This is a genomic window from Pedobacter sp. AC402 (assembly GCF_979252805.1).
The window spans coordinates 82939-104072 of sequence record NZ_CEEDAI010000001.1; the positions used below are offsets into that span (position 1 = coordinate 82939).

The 21134-nt window shown below is 37.0% G+C and carries 15 protein-coding genes and 3 pseudogenes; 15 read left to right on the forward strand and 3 right to left on the reverse strand.

What is annotated here, in order from left to right; genetic code table 11:
* The first annotated feature begins 53 nt into the window (after nt 1-53).
* Together AC0IWE_RS00380 and AC0IWE_RS00385 are read left to right on the forward strand one after the other, a co-directional pair.
* Nucleotides 54-473 (forward strand): lipid A-modifier LpxR family protein, encoded by a 420-nt coding sequence (locus AC0IWE_RS00380; RefSeq protein WP_471791488.1) that lies wholly within the window; start codon nt 54-56, stop codon nt 471-473.
* The gene (locus tag AC0IWE_RS00385; RefSeq protein WP_471791489.1) at nt 427-1005 is read left to right on the forward strand and encodes a lipid A-modifier LpxR family protein; all 579 of its coding nucleotides are present in this window, start codon (nt 427-429) and stop codon (nt 1003-1005) included. The genes AC0IWE_RS00380 and AC0IWE_RS00385 overlap by 47 nt, the downstream gene beginning before the upstream one ends.
* A gap of 449 nt (nt 1006-1454) precedes the next feature.
* Here the strand turns inward: AC0IWE_RS00385 and AC0IWE_RS00390 are convergent.
* A pseudogene (locus AC0IWE_RS00390) lies at nt 1455-1556 on the reverse strand (alternative ribosome rescue aminoacyl-tRNA hydrolase ArfB); the annotation flags it as partial.
* A gap of 183 nt (nt 1557-1739) precedes the next feature.
* On the opposite strand from AC0IWE_RS00390, the gene cmk reads away from it, so the two are divergent.
* From cmk to AC0IWE_RS00425, 7 genes and pseudogenes are all read left to right on the forward strand, one after another.
* Nucleotides 1740-2420, forward strand: a complete 681-nt coding sequence (gene cmk, locus AC0IWE_RS00395) for a (d)CMP kinase (protein WP_471791490.1) — start codon at nt 1740-1742, stop codon at nt 2418-2420.
* A 192-nt stretch (nt 2421-2612) separates the two neighbouring features.
* Nucleotides 2613-3407, forward strand: a complete 795-nt coding sequence (locus AC0IWE_RS00400) for a 3-keto-disaccharide hydrolase (RefSeq protein ID WP_471791491.1) — start codon at nt 2613-2615, stop codon at nt 3405-3407.
* A gap of 96 nt (nt 3408-3503) precedes the next feature.
* Complete coding sequence (locus tag AC0IWE_RS00405) at nt 3504-5003, forward strand: TPM domain-containing protein (RefSeq protein ID WP_471791492.1); 1500 nt, start codon at nt 3504-3506, stop codon at nt 5001-5003.
* Nucleotides 5004-5011: 8 nt separating this feature from the next.
* The gene (locus tag AC0IWE_RS00410) at nt 5012-6085 is read left to right on the forward strand and encodes a hypothetical protein (RefSeq protein WP_471791493.1); all 1074 of its coding nucleotides are present in this window, start codon (nt 5012-5014) and stop codon (nt 6083-6085) included.
* Between the two features lie 186 nt (nt 6086-6271).
* Nucleotides 6272-7033, forward strand: a complete 762-nt coding sequence (locus AC0IWE_RS00415) for an SH3 domain-containing protein (RefSeq protein WP_471791494.1) — start codon at nt 6272-6274, stop codon at nt 7031-7033.
* Between the two features lie 652 nt (nt 7034-7685).
* Nucleotides 7686-9621, forward strand: a pseudogene (rpsA, locus tag AC0IWE_RS00420) (30S ribosomal protein S1).
* A 400-nt stretch (nt 9622-10021) separates the two neighbouring features.
* Complete coding sequence (locus AC0IWE_RS00425) at nt 10022-11695, forward strand: beta-N-acetylhexosaminidase (RefSeq protein WP_471791495.1); 1674 nt, start codon at nt 10022-10024, stop codon at nt 11693-11695.
* Here AC0IWE_RS00425 and AC0IWE_RS00430 read toward each other — a convergent pair.
* Nucleotides 11692-12618, reverse strand: coding sequence for an AraC family transcriptional regulator (locus tag AC0IWE_RS00430; protein WP_055906485.1), 927 nt, complete (start codon nt 12616-12618; stop codon nt 11692-11694). The two genes, AC0IWE_RS00425 and AC0IWE_RS00430, sit on opposite strands and share 4 nt — an antisense overlap.
* 334 nt (nt 12619-12952) lie before the next feature.
* Here AC0IWE_RS00430 and AC0IWE_RS00435 point away from each other — a divergent pair.
* The 3 genes and pseudogenes from AC0IWE_RS00435 to AC0IWE_RS00445 all read left to right on the forward strand — a co-directional run bounded on the left by AC0IWE_RS00435 (nt 12953) and on the right by AC0IWE_RS00445 (nt 15447).
* Nucleotides 12953-14456 (forward strand): annotated as a pseudogene (locus tag AC0IWE_RS00435) (aldehyde dehydrogenase family protein).
* Nucleotides 14457-14624: 168 nt separating this feature from the next.
* Nucleotides 14625-14999, forward strand: coding sequence for a DUF779 domain-containing protein (locus AC0IWE_RS00440; RefSeq protein ID WP_055906491.1), 375 nt, complete (start codon nt 14625-14627; stop codon nt 14997-14999).
* Nucleotides 15000-15246: 247 nt separating this feature from the next.
* Nucleotides 15247-15447, forward strand: a complete 201-nt coding sequence (locus AC0IWE_RS00445) for a hypothetical protein (protein ID WP_471791496.1) — start codon at nt 15247-15249, stop codon at nt 15445-15447.
* Between the two features lie 15 nt (nt 15448-15462).
* On the opposite strand, the gene AC0IWE_RS00450 is transcribed toward AC0IWE_RS00445, so the two are convergent.
* Entirely contained in the window at nt 15463-15837 is a 375-nt protein-coding gene (locus AC0IWE_RS00450) for a thiol-disulfide oxidoreductase DCC family protein (protein WP_471791497.1), read from the reverse strand.
* Nucleotides 15838-16209: 372 nt separating this feature from the next.
* On the opposite strand from AC0IWE_RS00450, the gene pyrR reads away from it, so the two are divergent.
* From pyrR to AC0IWE_RS00465, 3 genes are all read left to right on the forward strand, one after another.
* Nucleotides 16210-16758: a bifunctional pyr operon transcriptional regulator/uracil phosphoribosyltransferase PyrR gene (gene pyrR, locus AC0IWE_RS00455; protein WP_463496387.1), complete on the forward strand. Its 549-nt coding sequence runs from the start codon at nt 16210-16212 to the stop codon at nt 16756-16758.
* A gap of 2 nt (nt 16759-16760) precedes the next feature.
* Nucleotides 16761-17690: an aspartate carbamoyltransferase catalytic subunit gene (locus AC0IWE_RS00460; protein ID WP_029279355.1), complete on the forward strand. Its 930-nt coding sequence runs from the start codon at nt 16761-16763 to the stop codon at nt 17688-17690.
* A gap of 416 nt (nt 17691-18106) precedes the next feature.
* Nucleotides 18107-21130, forward strand: coding sequence for a tetratricopeptide repeat protein (locus AC0IWE_RS00465; protein ID WP_471791498.1), 3024 nt, complete (start codon nt 18107-18109; stop codon nt 21128-21130).
* The last annotated feature ends 4 nt before the right edge of the window (nt 21131-21134 follow it).

Below are 21134 nucleotides of genomic sequence, written 5' to 3' on the forward strand. Positions count from 1 at the left end.
AATCCAATAACAATAAATACTTTTATAGCCTGGGTAATTGCCCGGGCTTTTTTATGAAATCATTTTTATTTGCCATAGTTTTTTGTTTGGTTGCTTCAACCAGTTTTGCGCAGTCGTTTAAAAACGAATTTGGTTTTAAAACCGAAAACGATGCTTATTTGGCTACGTTAAACGACCGCTATTACACAAATGGGTTGTTTATTTACTTCCGCCATGCTATAAATACCGAAAAACTATCGGATAAAGTTGAGAAAAAGACTTATGAAATTTCTGCGGGCCAGAAAATGTATACGCCTTATTGGGGCATGGTAGCAAACAAGGAAGATCAAGACCGGCCTTTTGCAGGTTATCTGTATGCTGGCGGTGCTTATTCTATTTTTTACAAAAACGAAAGTGTTTTAAAAACCAGTGTAGAATTAGGAACGGTTGGGCCAAATTCGCTCGCTTCAAACAGCACAACGTTTTTTACATAAAACAGTTGGTTTTTATACGCCCGCAGGTTGGGATTATCAGATTAAAAATGAATTAGCCATAAATCTTGCTGCAAATTATAGCAAATTGCTTTTCCGGCCGGAAGATCCGATTGTGGATATCAGTGCCCAGGGTTATGCCAATTTGGGTACAACATTTTCTGGCTTGGGAACATCGCTTTTATTCAGAATTGGTAAGGTAAACCAATTATTCAATAGCGCATATCATAATGCAGTAATCGGAAATGCCAAAACGAAAAGCTTACACAATTCAGAATTTTTCTTTTATGTAAAACCACAGCTTAATTTTGTAGCTTATGATGCCACGATTCAGGGCAGTCTTTTTAACAACAATAGCCCGGTTACCTTTGGTGTTAAACCGATTGTTTTTGAGCAGCAATTTGGTGTAAATTATAGTTCGAAAAGGTTTACAGCTGATTTTAATGTAATTTTTAAAACTAAAGAAGTAAAAAGTGTAGCTAAGGCACAGAATTACGGTGGCTTAAGCTTGTACTACAGGTTTGGGAAGAGTTAGAATTCCTATATTGTTTGGCATTCATTGCTAAGCTTATTCATCTCTCCTGCGCTAAAGACCCTGAAATAAATTCAGGGTGACGTTACTAAGAATAACTATTTAAACGTAGTGGCAAATATTTTCATCTGACATCTCATTTCAAAAATCAGTTATTTTCCGGTTTTTTTTCTTTTCTGCTGTGGAGGCTTTATTTTTCAACCTCTTTTCGATAACTCCTTTAGGAATTTTAGTTGGTTTTCTCTTTTTCTGCACAATAAGTGACCGTTTTAACAAATCGATCAATTTAGCAATCGTTTTCTCTTTATTTAAAAGCTGGCTCCTATCCTCCTGCGAAACAATATGCAACAGGCCTTCACTATCCAGGCGATTCGATAATTTTTCTTTTAAAAGAGTTTTCTCGTTATCACTTAAACTTTCATTGGCATCAATATCAAAGATCAGTTCTACCTTGCCTTCGAAACCTTATTCACATTCTGCCCGCCTTTCCCCCCGCTTCTGGAAGTTTTGAAAGTAACAGACCGTAAAATTTCATCTCTTGTAGGTAACATGTACCAAAAATAGGAATTTGAAACAAATTTTGGCCCTTCCCCCATTCACCTCAACTTACAATTTTGTATTTTATTTAATTAATTATCAGCTGCCAAACCATTCATTTATTAAAAATTTTATCAGATTTTATCTTTATACTGCTAAAAATTGAGCATTCTGTTTCTATTTTTTACCTTTGCGCTACGATGAAGAAAAACCTTGTAATCGCAATTGATGGCTACTCATCTTGCGGAAAAAGCACATTAGCAAAGGCATTAGCAAAAAAATTAGGCTTCATCTATGTAGATAGCGGGGCGATGTACCGTGCCGTTACACTATATTTTTTAAGAAACAACATTGATGTTACTGATGATGCCAAAGTTGTAGATGCATTACAACACATCGAATTGAATTTTCACTCACGCGATTACGAATCGCACATTACCTTAAACGGCGAAGAAGTTTCTGATGAAATCCGTTTAATGCCTGTTTCAGAAAATGTAAGTGAGGTTTCTGCACATAAAATTGTACGCCATGAGATGGTGAAACAACAACAGCGCATGGGCAAATCAAAAAACATAGTAATGGACGGTCGCGATATCGGCACAACCGTTTTCCCGCATGTGCCTGTAAAATTCTTTATGACGGCTGATCCAAAAATAAGGGCCGAACGTAGATTTAAGGAACTTGAAAGTAAAGGCAATAATAAAACCACTTTAGAAGAAGTTTTTGAAAATCTTGCACACCGCGATTACGCTGATACCACCAGAAAGGAAAGTCCTTTGGTTAGGGCAGATGATGCGGTTATTTTAGATAATACTGATCTTACACAAGAAGAACAACTGGCATTTGCATTGGAAAGAGTTCAGCCTTTTTTAGCTCATTAAGTTTTGGTTAACTGTTGTAATTGATTAATTAAAAATTGCCTGTTGTAAACTGAAAACTGAAAACCTCTTTTTGATCTGTATGCTCCAAGGATAAACTATCAACTTGTCTATATAGGCTTTAACTCCTAACTCACTCTTGTTTCCTGAAACGAAAAAATTTCATACTTTTAGCACCTAACCCAAATGCTAACCATGAAATTAAAATCAATTTACCTTTCAGTATTATTTTTATCCCTAATAATCTCAAACGCCAGTGCCCAAAAAGGCTGGATCAATCTTTTTAATGGAAAAGATCTCAAAGATTGGAACATTAAAATTGCAAAACACGACTACAAAGAGAATTATGCCAATACTTTTCGGGTAGAAAACGGAGTAATGAAAGTAAGTTACGACGGATACTCAGAATTTGACCAGCAATACGGCCATATTTTCTATAAAAAGCCTTTTTCTGCTTACCTTTTAAAAGTAACATACCGTTTTGTTGGCGATCAGGCTAAAGGTGGCGAAGGCTGGGCCACAAGAAATAGCGGTGCGATGTTGCATTGTCAGGATCCGGCAACCACGTCAAAAAATCAGGATTTCCCGATTTCTATTGAAGGTCAAATTCTTGGCGGTGATGGTGAACATGAACGCCATACCAGCAATGTATGTACTCCAGGCACCTTAATTAATTACAATGGCAAATTGTTTACCCCCCACTGTTTAGATTCAAAATCTAAAACGTACGCTGGCGACCAATGGGTAACCGCAGAATTTTTAGTTTTAGGCGATTCGGTAATAAAACACATTATAGCAGGTGAAGTGGTGTTGGAGTATACAAAGCCTCAAATTGGTGGTGGTAGCGTTTCCAATTTTGATCCGAAGGTTAAAATAGATGGAAAACCATTAACCTCAGGTTATATTTCATTACAAAGCGAAAGCCATCCGATAGAGTTTAAAACGGTGCAGCTTTACGATTTGGAAGCTTATATGAAAGATAAAAACTAAACTGGACAAGGTTTTGGCAAAAATCTTAAAAGAGTAAACCATATTCGCACTTAGCTGTTAAAAGATGATGTAAAACCTTACACCTAAATTTGTACGATGCTCAAACTTCATCTATTTAAATCGCTTTCCTTATTATTTTTCCTTTTTGCTGTTAATATTTCTTTTGCTCAAACCGCTTATAAGGTTGCAGATATTCCTGATCCCAAGAAAAATGGCGGCGGTTATGTAAGCGATCCTGATAAAATTTTGGATGAAGGTGCAATTTCTTCGTTGAACAGCACTATCGCCCACTTTGAACAAGAAACCAATGTTCAGGTGGCGGTGGTAATTGTTAACGATTTTGACCCTGATCAAGAAGACTTTGATTTTGCATATGAGCTGTTTAAAACCTGGGGCATTGGCTCCAAAACCAGTAACAATGGCTTACTCCTTTTTATTGCCAAAGACAGGAAAAAATACCGTTTCATTACCGGTACTGGAATTGAAGGTGTATTGCCAGATGTAAAGCTCAAACACATTGCCGAGCAGCAGCTCCTGCCGGCTTTTAGGAAAAATGATTTCAGTACCGGTATTACGAACACCATTAATGCAACTGGTGAAATTATTTTAAATCCAGAAAATAAATCGGAACTAAACCAGCTTTTTACCCAGCACGATGGTAGCAATGCGCTAAATAGTTGGTGGCTGCCATCCATTGCCATATTACTGGTCTTTTTTAGTGTATTTAAAATTTTAAACAGGCAAGGTAAAAACGGTTTATATATAGAAGGTTTTGACAGGAATAACAGTAGGGATACTACCATAGCAAAAGGCTGTGGAGTAATTATATTTATTGTATTTGTTTCGGTATTTATCTTTGTTTTTTCAGGCTCTTTTAATATTTTCAGCAACATAAGGGGTGCACATATACCTTATATCTTATTCGCTGTTTTAGCCATCGGTCTTTTTTTCAGGTACCTCTTCTGCATTTCTGCCCTACGGAAAGCTCATCAGGATGATAAAAATTTCTTCGATTCTGTTTTGGTTTTCCATAAGAAAAACTGGTGGTTAATACTTTTTTCGCCAATTATACTCTTTGCTATTGTTCTCCATTTCATAAAACGCGCCAAAACAGTTGATCGTTTTAAACCGGTTATGGACAGTAAAAACAATCCGATGACGCGTATTGACCGTGATATTAATATTGAAGGCAAACCATTTTTAACTGAAGGACAACGAAAAGAAGAAGTTGTTTTAGCTTACGATTATGATATATGGGAAAGTGCTGACCATAAAGAACACATCATTAAAGCCTGGCCGGCAGAAAAATACAGTAGCTATATTGAATGCCCTGAGTGTGCTTTTAGAACTTATAAATTAAATAAACAGGTAACGGTTAAGCAAGCTACATATAGCCACGACGGACAGGCAAAACTGATTAATGAATGCAGTTTCTGTAAAAAAACAGAATTTATTAAATGGATCACTCTTGCGATGTTGGTGGAATCCAGTTCTTCATCAAGCTCATCATCAGGCGGCAGTTCATCATCTTCATCCTCTAGCAGTAGCTGGGGTGGTGGCAGCAGCAGTGGCGGTGGTACCGGGGGTAGCTGGTAACTAATTTTATGACAAAGAAAAGGATGTTGATTTTTTTAGCTGTATTGGCCACACTATTAATAGTTTACCTTATTAAATTTACAACCATTAATATATCACTATCGAATATCTTCTTCCCAAATGCACTTAAAAATTATCCATATTTAAACAATCGTGCTGGATCAGCAAATTTCGAAGTTGAATACCTGTTTTTTGATCCTGCAAATATTGATTATGATACCAAAACCGGTGGTTTTATCATCACCACCGCTCATGTAAACGAGGATTTTGAAGTTTACCATAAACTTGATGCAAAGGGGAATGTAACGGACTCTTTAATTAACGATACCACTGCGATACATACTTTCCACAATGAAGGTGTTGTTTTTGGCGCAAACTATTTTATTGATTGGTATACCTCTGGCAACAAAAACAAGCAACCTTTTCTCAATTTTTTAAACAAAGATTTTAAAATGGAAGGGAAAGCATGGGAAGAAAATTTTGAGCGCAATTACAAAAATGCTTTAGCGGTTACGTATAAACCCGGTAAAGATTGGGATTATTTAACCTTCTACTTTAAAACGGCCTATGGATGGATGGCCATGAATACTCAAAAGAATGATAATAGAATTTACCAGGATACAGGATCAGATAACGAGTTGGATTTTAAAGGTTTTCCGGTTAAAGGCAATAGATTTATTCCCTTAAAAAGCAATATTGATGGAAAATACCCATTGTTGAGCTACAAAAACCGCAACAATGAGGAAAAACTCAGTTACAATTGGAAGGACAATACAAATCCGGTTGTGCTAAAATATTTTAAAAAAGAACGTTTGCAAGGCAGGGCGCCTTACAGCGGCTTTCCCCAAACATGGGGAGGAGATGCTTACCTCACAGTAAAACATAAAAATGAAGAAATTTGCTTTAAGGAAATTGCAATAAAAGACGTTGTTTTTTTTACCGAACCGATAATTAGTGTGGATTTATATAAGGTACCAAAAGCATTTGAAAATAAATCGGAGGTTGCCTTTATTATCCTTTCTTATGGAACGAATATTGGCGATCGTGGTGCAAATGGACTGTACGTAATCAAAAGAAAATAGTTTTTGCAGCTATTTTAGGTTCAGTTTTAGTGTTGTTTAACTGGCACACTGAAAAATCTTTTAAATCTTCTGGAAGCTTTACTAAAAGAATTTCTATTTTTGGCATAATAATGGCTCGCCAGGCATCTTAACATTGATGCTTTTTTTGCAGTTAACGCTCTGTTAAAGCATCTATAAAAAAACAACATGACCAGAATCTTATTTATTCTTATTGCCTTCATTACTTTTTCGATCACTTTAAATGCGCAGGATATTTACCGTGTAAAAGCAGATAAATTACGCGTTAGGGCATCAAGCGATCCGAAAAGCAAAGTTATTGGTAATATTGCTCAAAGCGAAAATATAACGGTTACAGATGCCAGCAATGCCAAATTCTATAAAGTAAAGTTTAAGAACAAAGAGGGATGGGTGAGCAAAGATTTCGTTGAAAAAATTGCTCCTGTGGCTAAACCAGCCGCCACGCAACCGAATGCAGTGCAACCAAGTGCTGCACAACCTGGTACCACCGCCCAGGCAGCAACAAATGTTGACATGTACCGCACTACTACCGATGATTTACGGGTTAGAGAAAAAGCTGATGCCAAAAGTAAAATTGTTGGACACCTGCCGAAAAATGAAAATGTAGCTGTTATCGATTCATCAGATGCAAGTTTCTATAAAATAAAAGTGACCAATGGTGAAGGCTGGGTGAGCAAAGAATTTTTAGTGCGGATTTCGCCAATAAATAAGCCTGCTGCAAATAAAGGAACTGTTGCTGCATCGGTACCACACGAAAATAAAGATTATACAAACGTTGTTTTTTTTGTTATAGTTGCCTTAATTCTGATTGCCATTTTATATTTCTCAATTAAATATGCGAGTGGCAATAAGGCCCTGATTGGTTTCTCGGTGGTAATTATTCTTGTTACCGGGTATTTCTGCTACATTACTTTTATCCAAAAAAGGTAGTTTCTGGCACATTTGCGAGCAATGAAGATATACAATATAAAACCTTTGATTTTAAATCTAAAGATTCGGTAACTGTAGCCGATGCTTATAAGGATTCGATATTCGCATCCAAATATGTAATTGATGGGGATATGATTAAATTGTATGATCAGCAAAATACGATCATGCTCTTAATCAGAGATGAAAAAACGTTAATAGGCGAAGGTTTTACAAGAGGTACGTTTACGAAAAAATAGAAGATTGATTTATTGATCTGGAGTTTGAACGTAGTGTACTGCAAACAATGAGTGGATTTATTTCCTTCAAATGTGTCACTTACTTTGATTTTAATAATTAATCTTTTCGACCGCAACCTTTATTGTTACGCAACGAGTCGTCCCATCGGGACGCTTGCTGGGTAGCCAATAATTTTGTTATTGGCCATTTTCAAAATAGTATGAAAAAACGCGAATTTTTGCTAAAAAGCATTCATTTTTCATCATAAAGACTGCGCAAAAGAAAAAGACCACCTCGCCTGTGAGGCACCCCTCCATTGGAGGAGAATTATAAAGCGCTAAAAATCAGCAAGATTTATTAAAAAAATCTTTCCTATTAATTAAAATATTTTTACCTTTGCAGTCCCTAAATAGGGAAAAAAGGAGAAAATTAATTAATGGCTAAAAAACAAGTAGCAGAAAAAGAATTAGCAGCAAAAACAGCTGAACTTCAGGAGAGAAGGCGGACGCCTAACTGAAAAAGAAACTATTGAATCAGAAGCTGATTCAGTTTCGATCGAATCGATCAAATCATCATTGGCTACACCATCGGAAGATTTCGATTGGGATGCAGATGAAAAAGTCTTCGGTAATTACAATGATGCAGACCGTAAAAAGTTTGAAGATATGTATGCTGGAACATTCAATCAGATCACTAAAGGTGAAATTATCAGTGGTATTGTTGTTTCAATCAACAACAAAGATGTAGTATTAAACGTAGGTTTTAAATCAGACGGTTTAGTTTCTACTTCAGAATTCCGTGATACACCAGATCTTAAAATCGGCGATTCAGTTGACGTTTTCGTTGAAGCACCAGAAGATGCTAACGGTCAATTGATCCTTTCTCGCAAAAGAGCAAAAACCCAAAGATCATGGGAAGCGATTAACGAGGCTCTTGAAAATGATAGAATCATCAACGGTTTCGTTAAGAGCCGTACTAAAGGTGGTTTAATTGTTGATATCATGGGCGTTGAAGCTTTCTTACCAGGATCTCAAATTGATATTAAACCTATCCGCGATTACGATGTATACGTGGGTAAAACAATGGAATTCAAAGTTGTTAAAATTAACCATGAGTTTAAAAACGTAGTAGTTTCTCATAAAGTGTTAATTGAAGACGATTTAGAAAGCCAAAAAGTAGAGATCGTTTCTAAATTAGAAAAAGGTCAGGTACTTGAAGGTACTGTTAAAAACATTACTGATTTCGGTGTGTTCATCGATTTAGGTGGTGTTGATGGTTTACTTCACATTACTGATATTTCTCTGGGGCCGCATAGAGGATCCAAAAGAAGTATTATCATTAGATGAGAAAATCAACGTTGTTGTTTTAGATTTCGATGATGAGAAAAAACGTATCGCTTTAGGCTTAAAACAATTAACTCCACACCCTTGGGAAAACTTAAGTACTGACATTCAAGTTGGTTCTAAAGTAAAGGAAAAATCGTAACTGTTGCAGATTATGGTGCTTTCTTAGAAATCATCCCAGGTGTTGAAGGTTTAATCCACGTTTCTGAAATGAGCTGGTCGCAAAACTTAAGAAATCCACAAGAATTCTTAAAAGTTGGTGATGAGATCGAAGCTGAAGTTTTAACTTTAGATAGAGACGAGCGCAAAATGAGCTTGGGTATTAAACAATTATCTAACGATCCATGGCAAGAAGTTGCTGCTAAATTCCCAGTTGGAAGCAAGCACAAAGCAACTGTTAAAAACATGACTAACTTCGGTGTTTTTGTTGAAATCGAAGAAGGTATTGATGGTTTAATCCACATCTCTGATTTATCATGGTCTAAAAAAGTAAACCACCCTAATGAATTCACTAAAGTTGGTGATGTATTAGACGTTGTTGTTTTAGAACTTGATGTTGATAACCGTAAATTAAGTTTAGGTCACAAACAATTGGAAGAAAACCCTTGGGATACTTTCGAAACGATCTTCACTTTAGATTCGGTTCACCAAGGTACTGTTGTTAAAGTAACTGATAAAGGTGCTGTTATTGCTTTACCATATGGTGTAGAAGGTTTCGTACCAACTAAACACATGGTTAAAGAAGATGGTACTTCAGTTAAAGCTGAAGAAACCAATGACTTCAAAATCATTGAATTCAACAAAGAAGCAAAACGCATTGTAGTATCTCACGCCCGTATTTGGGAAGAGGTTAAAGCTGAAGCTGTAGCAGAAGAAAGAAATGCTAAGAAAAAAGAAGCTAAGGCTGCTGTAACTGCGGTTAAAAAAGTTAAAGATTCTGTAGAGAAATCTACTTTAGGAGACTTAGACGTATTGGCTCAATTGAAATCGCAATTAGAAGGCGAAGAAAGCAAAGCTAAAAAAGGCTAGTTCTTTTTAACTGATTATATTAATCCCGATAGCGAAAGTTATCGGGATTTTTTTTTGATCATGCTTTTGCCACGGAAACACAGCACGCACGGACTTCCTCCTATGAATCGTCACCCGATAGCTACCGGATACAGGAAGGCTTTTCAGCTGCCGAAGCAATCTCATTAATGCAATTGAGAAGAACGCAGGAGCTTATATTTTCTTAAATCCTGATATATTAAATAATAATGATTAGAAAAGGAAAGCTAGTGCTCATCGGTAAATACAGCCCCGCTTTACTTTCTGCCGTAAAAAACGGCATTCATCCTATCGGGTTTATGTAACATAGTAGTTCGTTCTACCAAACCTTTTCCTTTCATCCGTCTATAATTATTATTTTTGAAAAGGAAAATCCCTTGTAATGAAGAAATTTATCTTTTTGTTTTTATCAATTATTTCGTTTAAACTTTCTGCACAGGAAGTGAATATAATTCCCCAACCCGTAGAATTAAGGCCCGGAGCTTTTCCGTCAGATAAATTCAAAATTAACAATAGTACCACGATCAGAATATTGGATTCTACAGCGGTGAACGCTGCTATCTTTCTTAAAAATTATATTGCCAATCATTACAATCTTAACTTAAAAGTAAGTAATAATCTAGTGGGAACTAAGGGAAATGCCATTAATCTCATTATTTCAGATCAATTGTATAAAAACTCCGATAAATACTTTGTATCTGTATCATCTTCCACAGTTAATGCAGGTGCTTCTTCTCCACAGGGTTTATTTTACGCAGTTCAAACCATTATACAGTTATTACCAACAAATACTGATAAAGAAATCAGTATTCCATCAGTAGATATTATCGATTATCCCCGCTTTGGTTACCGTGGCATGCACCTCGATGTTAGTCGCCATTTTTTTAATGTAGATTTTGTAAAACAGTACATCGATTATTTAGCATTACATAAAATGAATTATTTCCATTGGCATTTAACTGATGACCATGGCTGGCGGATTGAAATTAAAAAATACCCAAAACTTACCGAGATTGGTGCCTGGCGAGATGGAAGTATTATTGGCTTATGGCCTGGAAAAGGAAACGAGAATATAAAATATCAGGTATTGCCAAAAACAGTGAAGATTACACCAAATGATGCGGTACTCAAAACTGATGGTATTAAACACGGTGGGTTTTACACCCAGAACGAGATTAAGGATGTGATTGATTACGCTGCCAAACGCTACATCACGATTATACCTGAAATTGAAATGCCCGCGCACAGTATGGCTTTATTGGCTGCTTACCCTGAATTGGGTACCGAACCAAATAAAAAGTATGAAGTTGCCCAAACCTGGGGGATGATGAACAAATACAATAATGTACTTCAGGCATCAGATACCACTTTTAAATTTCTGGAAAATGTATTAACAGAAGTAATGGCTTTATTCCCGTCGCAATACATTCACCTTGGTGGAGATGAAGCTTCTAAAATATGGTGGAAACAATCTGCCGTTTCTCAGGAAATAATGAGCGCAAACGGTTTAAAAAATGAAAGCGAACTTCAGAGTTATTTTATCCGTCGAATGGAAAAATTTGTAAACAGTAAAGGTAAAACGATTATTGGCTGGAACGAAATTTTACAGGGAGGATTGGCACCAAATGCAATCGTAATGAGCTGGCAGGGGGAAAAAGGTGGTGTTGATGCGGCCAAGCAGAAACACAAAGCCATTATGACGCCTGAAGATAAAATGTATTTCAATCACGCTCAATTTATAAAAGAAGATAGCCTTACAGCAAATAAGTTTTCGCCATTAATTGATGTGTACAATTATGAACCTGTACCTGCTGAACTCACGGCAGAACAGGCTACATATATTTGGGGCGGACAAGGATGTTTGTGGAGCGAGTACATTAACAGCCCGGAAAAGGTGCAGTATTTATTATTCCCAAGATTAGATGCCTTGAGCGAAATTTTGTGGAGTCCAAAAGAAAAACGGAATTATCCGGATTTCCAAAAAAGGTTGAAAACACAGTTTAAACGCTACGATTTAATGGGAATTACCTACTCCAAACGGTACCTGGAAAATTAGTGAATCAATTGTTTAGCAATCTGAAGCTGATAAGCCCCGGGGGTAATGCCTACTACCTTTTTAAAAGCCCTGATGAAATAGTTGGCATCACCAAAACCCAGCTCATAACTAATGGACGCGACTTTTGTGCCAGGCTGTGCGAGTAAAATTTTAGCTTTATTAATTTTTTCTGTTAAAATAAAATCGTTTGGACTGATCCCCAATTCCCGCTTAAACAGCCTGTAAAAAGTAGCTTTGCTCATGCAGGCCTTATCACTCAAACTGTTGATACTAATTTTCTCACTGAGGTTTGTTTTAATATAATTCAACACAAAAGCCAATGGATTTTGATTCAGGTTATAGCCTTCATCGCTAATGGTTTTAAGGTTTTGAGTTTGCATAATGCGTACCAACAGTTCTTTTAAAGTTAAATCTGCCAAAACATCCTTTTCTTTTGTCCGTTCGGAACAGATTCTGATTACTTTATTAATGAGGTAGGCAATTTCTTCGTTGTTATAAAAATGGTATTCATCATAATTAAGCAACCACTTTTCGTTACTTCCATCTTTTGGAAAAAATTCGTTCAAATAAACAATTGTTTTCTGAATCTGTTCCTGATCAATAGCAAGGGCAATACATTGGGTAGGATTAATGTTTGTGGCTTCAGGAAAATCTATTTCCATGGTAACGGCAGGCGGAACAATCACGGTTTGACCGGGAAAGTAATCAAAACCTTTTTTATCGAATAAATGCATTACTTTTTTACCCCTCAGCATACTGGTAATTACAAAATCGTTAAAAGTAAGCGGTACCTTGTACGATTGGGTATAGGTTTCAAAAACATTCAATTCGCACCGCTCCAGGGTATAGGATGTTCTGTTTTCTACCAAAGTTTGCAACGTTTCCGAAGCACTTAGTTTCACCTGATCTAATGTATGTTGCATAAACCGAGAAAATTTGGTTAGATATGTTTTACTTAAATCAAATATAACTATTTCAATCAGCAAATTGCAGTCGCAAATTATAAGCAACCTATATAATTCTACCTTAATGTTGCCTATAACGCTCTCCTATCACTATGGTTTCAAATTGGTTACAACAGCTGAAATAATAGTGCTACCAATTGATTCGATTGTACTATCTGCACCATTGGCATTGCCATTAGGTTTGTATTAACCAAATCTAATTACCGCAAAAATCATTATGAGCAATCAATTAAAATTTCTTGTTACAATTTGCTCATAATGGCTTTTTAAGTACAAATAATCAATAATAATTATGGAAAATTTAATTGAGAAACCATCATTCAAGTCCCATTACGATAATTATATCGGCGGGAAATTTGTAGCTCCTGTTAAAGGTGCTTATTTCGATAACATTTCACCCATTGATGGTAAAGTTTTTACCAAAGCCGCACACTCTACCAAAGAAGATTTAGCATTAGCCGTTGATGCCGCGCATGAGGCTTTTAAAACCTGGAGCAAAACCTCTTCAACCGAAAGAAGCATTATTTTAAATAAGATTGCCCAACGGATGGAAGACAATTTGGAATACCTGGCCACGGTAGAAACCATTGATAATGGCAAAGCGGTTAGAGAAACATTGGCTGCAGATTTACCTTTGGGTATAGACCATTTCAGGTATTTTGCTGGTGTAATTCGTGCCGAAGAGGGTTCGTTATCAGAACTCGACCACAATACCGTTTCGCTTATTGTACATGAACCAATTGGCGTAGTGGCACAAATTATTCCGTGGAACTTTCCATTATTAATGGGCATCTGGAAACTGGCTCCTGCCCTTGCCGCCGGCAATTGCGTGGTGTTAAAACCAGCAGAAAGTACACCAATTTCGATTATGGTTTTAATGGAATTAATTGGCGATTTATTGCCTCCGGGAGTGGTAAATGTGGTAAACGGATTTGGTGCAGAACTAGGCCGGGCATTGGTAACCAACCCCAAAGTTTCTAAGGCCGCATTTACAGGCTCTACCCCTACCGGCCGTTTGGTGATGCAATATGCTACCGAAAATATTATCCCGGTTACACTGGAACTTGGTGGAAAATCGCCAAATGTATTTTTTAGTTCGGTAATGGCCGAAGATGATGCCTTTTTAGATAAAGCGGTAGAAGGAGCGGTAATGTTTGCCTTAAACCAGGGCGAAATTTGTACATGCCCATCAAGGTTATTGATCCAGGAAGATATTTATGAAAAATTTATCGCCAAAGTTATTGAAAGAACTGAAGCCATTAAAATTGGCAGTCCTTTGGATAGAACAGTAATGATGGGTGCACAGGCTTCGAAAATTCAATACGAAAAAATTGCTCAGTACATTAAATTGGGAAAAGAAGAAGGTGCAGAAATTTTAACTGGCGGAGAAGTAAACGAACTGCCTGGCGAACTGGGCGGTGGTTACTACATTAAACCAACCATTTTTAAAGGCCACAATAAAATGCGGATTTTTCAGGAAGAAATTTTCGGTCCTGTATTGGCTGTAACCACCTTTAAAACCGTTGAAGAAGCTATTGAAATTGCAAACGATACTTTATATGGTTTGGGTGCCGGCGTATGGACTCGTGATGCCCACGAGCTGTATCAGGTTCCGAGAGCTATCCAGGCTGGCCGGGTTTGGGTAAACCAATACCACGCTTACCCTGCAGGTCCCTTTTGGTGGCTACAAGCAATCGGGTGTAGGAAGAGAAAACCATAAAATGATGTTGGGGCATTATCGCCAAACTAAAAACATGCTGATTTCTTATGATAAAAATAAATTAGGTTTCTTTTAGTAAATAATAGTTGATGGTTTGTTGGTTAATAGCTTATCGTTTACGGTAACAACCTAGTGGTTCATGGCTTATGAGTTATTACAGTAGCTTAGCAGATTAGAAAACAGACATGAAACAGGCAGCATGGCTATCAACCATGAAACTATTAACCCTTAACGATAAATAATCATGATCGAGCGAATAGACAGTACGGAAAAAGCGAAAGAACTGATTGAAGTACTAAAAGAAAAACACGGAGCACTCATGTTCTATCAGGCAGGCGGATGTTGCGAAGGAACACAACCACAATGTTTCGAAAAAGGTGGCTATTACCTGCGCATGCGTGATGTTTGTTTGGGAGAAGTAGAAGGCTGTGAATTTTGGGTAGACAGGGATTTATTTGAGTACTGGAAATTCTCTCATTTTACATTGGATGTATTGGATGGATTTGGTGTTGGCGGCTTCTCGCTGGAAACGCCCCTTCAAAAAACGTTCAAGATTCATTACCGTTTATTTACAGCAGAAGAGTTGGATAATTTAGTTCCTGTAAAAACGGCAGAATAGTTTTAGTTAGTTAGTTTAAATAGAGGTCAGTTTGGAGCAATCCGGCTGGCCTTTTTGTTTTTATTACCTCACCTTGAATTTTTTCAGGGTCCAGGCACGATAGATGCAGAATAAATTAATGCCCAGCTTTGCGCTACGCTTCAGTTAGCAGGAGAATACATATAAAGTATATGTTTGCAGTTAACTCCCAATGAATACCTGCTTAAATTTTAAAAATAAATGCAATCTTTGCATTCAAAACAAAATCATGCGTAAACTATTTGCCGTCCTTTCTACCATCATTACCTTGTTTGCCATCAAAGAAGCGGTATATGTTTTCTTATCTCATGAGGCAGACATGATGAAGCAGCGTCCGATTTTAATTGTAATTTCTTTAAGTATCTGCATACCACTTATTCTCCTGTCGCTTTGGTTATGGTCTCCCGGCAGGAAGAAAAACAATCAGTAAAACTTGCTTTTCAGTTCAGGAGTAGGCACCCAGCAGCTTTTCTTCTTTTCCCCACCAACGGTAACGGTTTTTGGCAATGATATCGTAAAACCAATCGCGGATAAATTTTGGAACAATCAGAAATACAGAAAGCACAGGAATAAATCCATTGAGTTTTTTAGCAATTCTTATTGCCGCTGACGATTTGGTATATACTTTATCACCCTCCAATAATAAAATTGTATTAAGCTTTTCTGGATTTACGTTAAATTTCGCCAAGATTTCTTTAGCATAATCTCCCTGTAATGCCGAAAAATGAAACTGGTTTTTTACATCATGTCCGATGACAAACTGCACGGATGCATTGCATAAATTACAAACACCATCAAAAAAAATTACCGGTTGCCCCATTAAATAAAGTTAGCCATTAACGCAGCAATAAAAATCAGCTTTATGTATAATTCCAATTTATTTTAATTGCCTTATTGGCAATAAGAGGGATAACGGTGTGCAATAATCATCAATTACCAAGGTTTAACAAGCATATAATTTTCTAATAATTACTAAAAACAAATAACCATAATCCTATTTTTATCCAGGATTACTTCAACCAATTTTATAATCTGGTAAAAGAAGTGCATCTAAACGTCTAATGAAAGAAAACACAGACTGGATCGAATTTTTAATACTGGAATAGAACCTTTTAGCAATCAAAATTAAAACAATCCGATTTCAACTTTCCTACCTTGAAACATTTTTATATATTTGCCCAATCCTTCTTCAATGCAAAAGAAAACACTTCTTGACGGACAAAAAATTCAGATTACAATTAAGAGGCTTTGCCATCAATTAATTGAAAACCACGACGATTTCGCAAATACCGTTTTAATTGGCATCCAGCCGAGGGGTATTTTTTTGGCAGACCGTATTCACCAGGAACTTGAACAGATTCTTAAAAGCAAGAAAATATTAAAGGGAAACCTTGATATTACCTTTTTTAGAGATGATTTCCGTCGTAAAGACGGTTTGGTTACGGCGAGCAGCAATTCTATCGATTTTATAATTGAAGGCAAAAAAGTAATTTTAATTGACGATGTACTTTGGACAGGCAGAACCATCAGAGCGGCGCTTGATGCCTTGCTTGCATATGGCCGCCCGGAGAAAGTAGAACTTTTGGTTTTAATAGACCGCAGGTTTAGCAGGCATTTACCTATCGAACCCGATTATATCGGACAAAAGGTAGATAGCTTAAATTCGCAACAGGTAAAAGTAACCTGGGCGAGTGAAGGAAGTGAAGATAAAGTGATTTTAATATCGGAAAACAATAAATAAAAATGGCAGCAGAAAAACTATCAACCCGACATCTTTTAGGCATTAAAGATATTAACCGGAATGATATCGAATTGATTTTCGAAACTGCAGATAATTTTAAGGAAGTGATTAACCGACCGATTAAAAAGGTTCCATCGCTCCGCGACATTACAATTGCCAATATTTTCTTCGAAAACTCAACCCGTACCAAACTTTCGTTCGAACTTGCAGAAAAAAGGCTTTCGGCCGATGTAGTGAATTTCGCTGCTTCTTCTTCATCAGTAAGTAAAGGCGAAACCCTTATCGATACGGTAAACAATATCCTTTCCATGAAGGTTGACATGGTGGTAATGCGACATCCTTACGCTGGTGCTGGTCAGTTTTTAAGTAAACATGTTAAAGCACAGATTGTAAATGCAGGCGATGGTGCGCACGAACACCCAACGCAGGCACTACTGGATGCTTTCTCCATCCGCCAGAAACTGGGCGATGTTGCAGGTAAAAAAGTGGTAATTGTTGGCGATATCCTGCACTCTCGCGTAGCCATTTCAAACATCCTCTGCCTGCAGCGTTTAGGTGCTGAGGTAATGGTTTGCGGACCAACAACATTAATTCCAAAACACATTCATCAATTGGGTGTAAAAGTAGAGCACAACTTAATTAAGGCCTTAAACTGGTGCGATGTGGCCAACATGCTGCGTATTCAACTGGAACGGCAAGACATTAAATATTTTCCTTCATTAAGAGAATATGCCATGATGTACGGCTTAAACAAACAGATTTTAGATAACCTTGATAAAGAAATCATTGTAATGCACCCAGGCCCGATTAACCGCGGCGTAGAGATTACCAGTGATGTTGCCGATAGTAAACAATCGATCATTTTAGAACAGGTAGAAAATGGTGTTGCCGTACGAATGGCCGTGCTGTATTTGTTGGCAAGCCAGGGTTAGTTTCGAGTGGGGAGTTTGGAGTTTGGAGTCCTCAGTGCGAAGTCATTATTCCTGAGTCTTAACGTTCATTAGTGGATGGTAAACTACGCCAATCCATAAAGTTTTGGTTAATAGTTCATGGTAAATAGCTAGATAGCGATAACGGATTACCCAGTAAGCTTTGAACCATAAACACTGGCAACCTACTCATAAACTGTTAGTTTAACCACTTGGCCATCAATTATGAACTATCAAACCATCATCCGTAGGTAACCAACCATTAAAACAATGAACCATTCAACTTTTCCACATTCGTATACCCTTCAATACCAAACCAAAAATCCCGTCGTTAATTTGTGTTATTAACAGATGTTAATTACTTCTGTTGATAAGCTTTGATACTATTTATAATTTAGTACCAACCATATTTGAAACCAATGCAGAAAAAATACTTACTAATTCCGCTATTTTTAGCTGGAAGTTTTAGCACCTACGCTCAGGTTAGCGCTGTGCAGAACCTCAACAAAAACTATCAAACGGGCTTAGAATTATTAGACAAAGAGAAATACACTGCGGCTGCACAACAGTTTAAACTAGTTGAGCTGCAACGTTATAAACCTTCTACCCAAACTGAAAGTAATGCCGAGTTATCTTTACTTAAAGAAAATGCAAAATTCTATGCTGCTGTTTGCGCACTGGAGTTAACCAATGCTGATGCCGAAAGTTTATTTCAGGCATTTATCCGTGATTACCCGTTAAACCCGAACACTAAACTGGCTTATTTCTACGTTGGAAAAACTTATTTCAACCAGAAAAACTATAAAAAAGCGTTAGAGTGGTTCGAAAAAACAGATCCTTCTACGCTTTCAGGTAAGCAAAGAAACGAATACCAGTTTAAACAGGGTTATGCTTACTTCGAATTGAAAGAATATGATAAAGCAGAACCATTATTCGAAAAAGTTAAAAAAGATGAGGGCGATTTTCAGGAAAGCGCCACTTACTATTTTGCTTACATCAACTACTTAAATAAAGAGTATAAAACAGCATTAGCCAATTTCGAAAAGTTAAAGGGCTCCCCTACTTATGAGGCAAGCTATCCGTATTACATCACTTCGATGTACTATCTTGATGAGCGTTACGATGATGTAATCAGCTATGCTTTGGCTTCTATTCAAAAAACAAAGCAGCAGTTTGAACCAGAAATGTTAAGTTTGATTGCAGCATCTTACTTTGCAAAATCTGAATTTAAAAATGCAGAAAAATATTTTGCTGAATATTATGCAAAGGATAAAAGTGAGACTAAAAACAACCTTTTCATTTATCAATACGGTTACTCCTTATTCCAGAATAAAAAGTACAAAGAATCTGTTGCAGTTTTAGAAAAACTGAATAACGACGATATATACCTGCAAAACGGTATGCATACCCTGGGTAAAGCCTTTATCCAGCTGGGCAATAAACAAAAAGCGCAGAGTGCCTTTTTCAGGGCTTCGCGTTTAAGTTTTGATAAGGGTATACAGGAAGAAGCATGGTTAAACTATGCCAAATTAAGTTACGAATTGGAATTTCACCAGCAGGCTTTAGAAGCAACACAAGGTTTCTTAAAAACTTTCCCTAAATCGCGTAAGATTAATGAAGCCAAAACTTTATTGGGTGAGGTTTTATTAACAACCAAAAATTATCAGGCAGCAGTTGATATCCTCGAACCCATTCCGGATAAAAATTTAGAGGCTAAAGAAGCTTATCAAAAGGTTACGTATTTCCGTGGACTGGAGTTTTATAACGAAAGAGCATTCCCGAATGCATTATCAATGTTTTTACGGTCAGAAAAGTTTCCTGAAGACAATGAAATCAATGCTTTAAATACTTATTGGAAAGCTGAATCGATGTACGAATTGCGCAAATTTGGTGAAGCAGTAAGTACTTTTGAAAAGTTTTTGAAAATGCCTGATGCTGATAAAACCGGCGTTTACAATTTTGCAAATTATGCCCTGGCTTATGCGGCTTTCGAAGATGAGAAATATAGCAAAGCAGCTACCTACTTCGAAAAATTCCTTTCAGGAAATGATAAAGACCAAAAAACAATTGATGATGCCACCATCCGTTTAGCCGATTCGTATTTTGTGAATAAAAGTTACGGCGATGCAATGGCAAATTACAATAAGATCATCAGTCGCAAAACCACTTCAGAAGATTATGCCACTTTCCAGAAAGGAATGATCCAGGGGTTGGAAAACCAGTATGATGCAAAAATTGCAACCATGCAGAGTTTGTTAAATACTTTTCCAAATTCAAACTATGCTGATGATGCTGGTTTCGAAACGGCTTATACTTATTTCAATAAAGGCGATTTTGATAAATCTAAATCAGATCTTGTAGCGCTTGTAGCCAAATACCCACGCAGCAGTTATGTGGCAAAGGCTTTGGTAACCATTGGTTTGGTACAGTACAACCAGGACCAGGACGATGCTGCTTTAGAATCATTTAAAAAGGTAATCCGCGATTACCCTACTGCTGATGAAGCCAAACAAGCTATGGAGTCGATCAAAAATATTTATGTAGACCGAGGCGATGCAAACGGTTTTATTACTTATGCAGCCACTACCCCTCTTGGTAACTACTCTGGCTCTGAACAGGATAATATCGTTTTTGCTGCCGCCAACAATACTTATTTAAAAGGCGATGCCAACGGTGCATTTCAGGCTGTTAATGCTTATTTTGATAAATTTCCGAAGGCAAACCATGAGAAGGAAGCTAAATTTATCAGGGCAGAATCGCTCGTTAAACTTGGTCGCCCTGACGAAGCCATTCCTGATTACGAATTTATTTTAAACGATTGGACAAGTGATTATACGGAACGCTCATTGGTGAGTATTTCGACCTTGTTTTTAAATCAAAAGAAATACAATGAGGCAATAGTTTACCTGAAAAGATTAGAAACCACAACCGATTACAAATCGCACTATAGCTTTGCCATCAATAACCTGTTAAAAGCTTATACGGCTTTAAATATGCCTGATGACATGCTTAAATATGCCCAGCTTACCAAAGAATCTGAAAAGGCTTCTGAGGAAGAAAAAAACAGCTCTAGTCTATACTCTGGTAAAGCTTATTTGCTAAAAGGCGATACCACTACTGCGGTAAAAGAATTTAAAAATGTAGTGGCTAAAACAAAAACCATTGCTGCAGCAGAAGCAAAATACAATCTGGCTTTATTAGAATACGATAAAGGTGATTTCAAAACTTCATCTAAAACCTGTTTCGATCTGATCAATAACATGGCTTCTTACGATTATTGGGTAGCAAAAGCTTTTATACTTTTATCTGATAACTACGTGGCACTGAAAGATAATTTACAGGCAAAAAGCACACTTCTCAGTATAATTGATAATTACGAAGGCAAGGATGATATCATCCCTACAGCCAAAGAAAAACTTGAAAAACTAAACCAGAAGAAGTAGCATT

Bases quoted from the DNA above. Each gene is read 5' to 3' on its own strand.
- AC0IWE_RS00405 (WP_471791492.1), top strand. From the start codon at position 3,504: ATGCTCAAACTTCATCTATTTAAATCGCTTTCCTTATTATTTTTCCTT.
- AC0IWE_RS00400 (WP_471791491.1), top strand. From the start codon at position 2,613: ATGAAATTAAAATCAATTTACCTTTCAGTATTATTTTTATCCCTAATA.
- pyrR (WP_463496387.1), top strand. From the start codon at position 16,210: ATGCAAAAGAAAACACTTCTTGACGGACAAAAAATTCAGATTACAATT.
- AC0IWE_RS00415 (WP_471791494.1), top strand. From the start codon at position 6,272: ATGACCAGAATCTTATTTATTCTTATTGCCTTCATTACTTTTTCGATC.
- AC0IWE_RS00445 (WP_471791496.1), top strand. From the start codon at position 15,247: ATGCGTAAACTATTTGCCGTCCTTTCTACCATCATTACCTTGTTTGCC.
- AC0IWE_RS00410 (WP_471791493.1), top strand. From the start codon at position 5,012: ATGACAAAGAAAAGGATGTTGATTTTTTTAGCTGTATTGGCCACACTA.
- AC0IWE_RS00440 (WP_055906491.1), top strand. From the start codon at position 14,625: ATGATCGAGCGAATAGACAGTACGGAAAAAGCGAAAGAACTGATTGAA.
- AC0IWE_RS00450 (WP_471791497.1), bottom strand. From the start codon at position 15,837: ATGGGGCAACCGGTAATTTTTTTTGATGGTGTTTGTAATTTATGCAAT.
- AC0IWE_RS00465 (WP_471791498.1), top strand. From the start codon at position 18,107: ATGCAGAAAAAATACTTACTAATTCCGCTATTTTTAGCTGGAAGTTTT.
- AC0IWE_RS00430 (WP_055906485.1), bottom strand. From the start codon at position 12,618: ATGCAACATACATTAGATCAGGTGAAACTAAGTGCTTCGGAAACGTTG.
- AC0IWE_RS00380 (WP_471791488.1), top strand. From the start codon at position 54: ATGAAATCATTTTTATTTGCCATAGTTTTTTGTTTGGTTGCTTCAACC.
- cmk (WP_471791490.1), top strand. From the start codon at position 1,740: ATGAAGAAAAACCTTGTAATCGCAATTGATGGCTACTCATCTTGCGGA.
- AC0IWE_RS00425 (WP_471791495.1), top strand. From the start codon at position 10,022: ATGAAGAAATTTATCTTTTTGTTTTTATCAATTATTTCGTTTAAACTT.
- AC0IWE_RS00460 (WP_029279355.1), top strand. From the start codon at position 16,761: ATGGCAGCAGAAAAACTATCAACCCGACATCTTTTAGGCATTAAAGAT.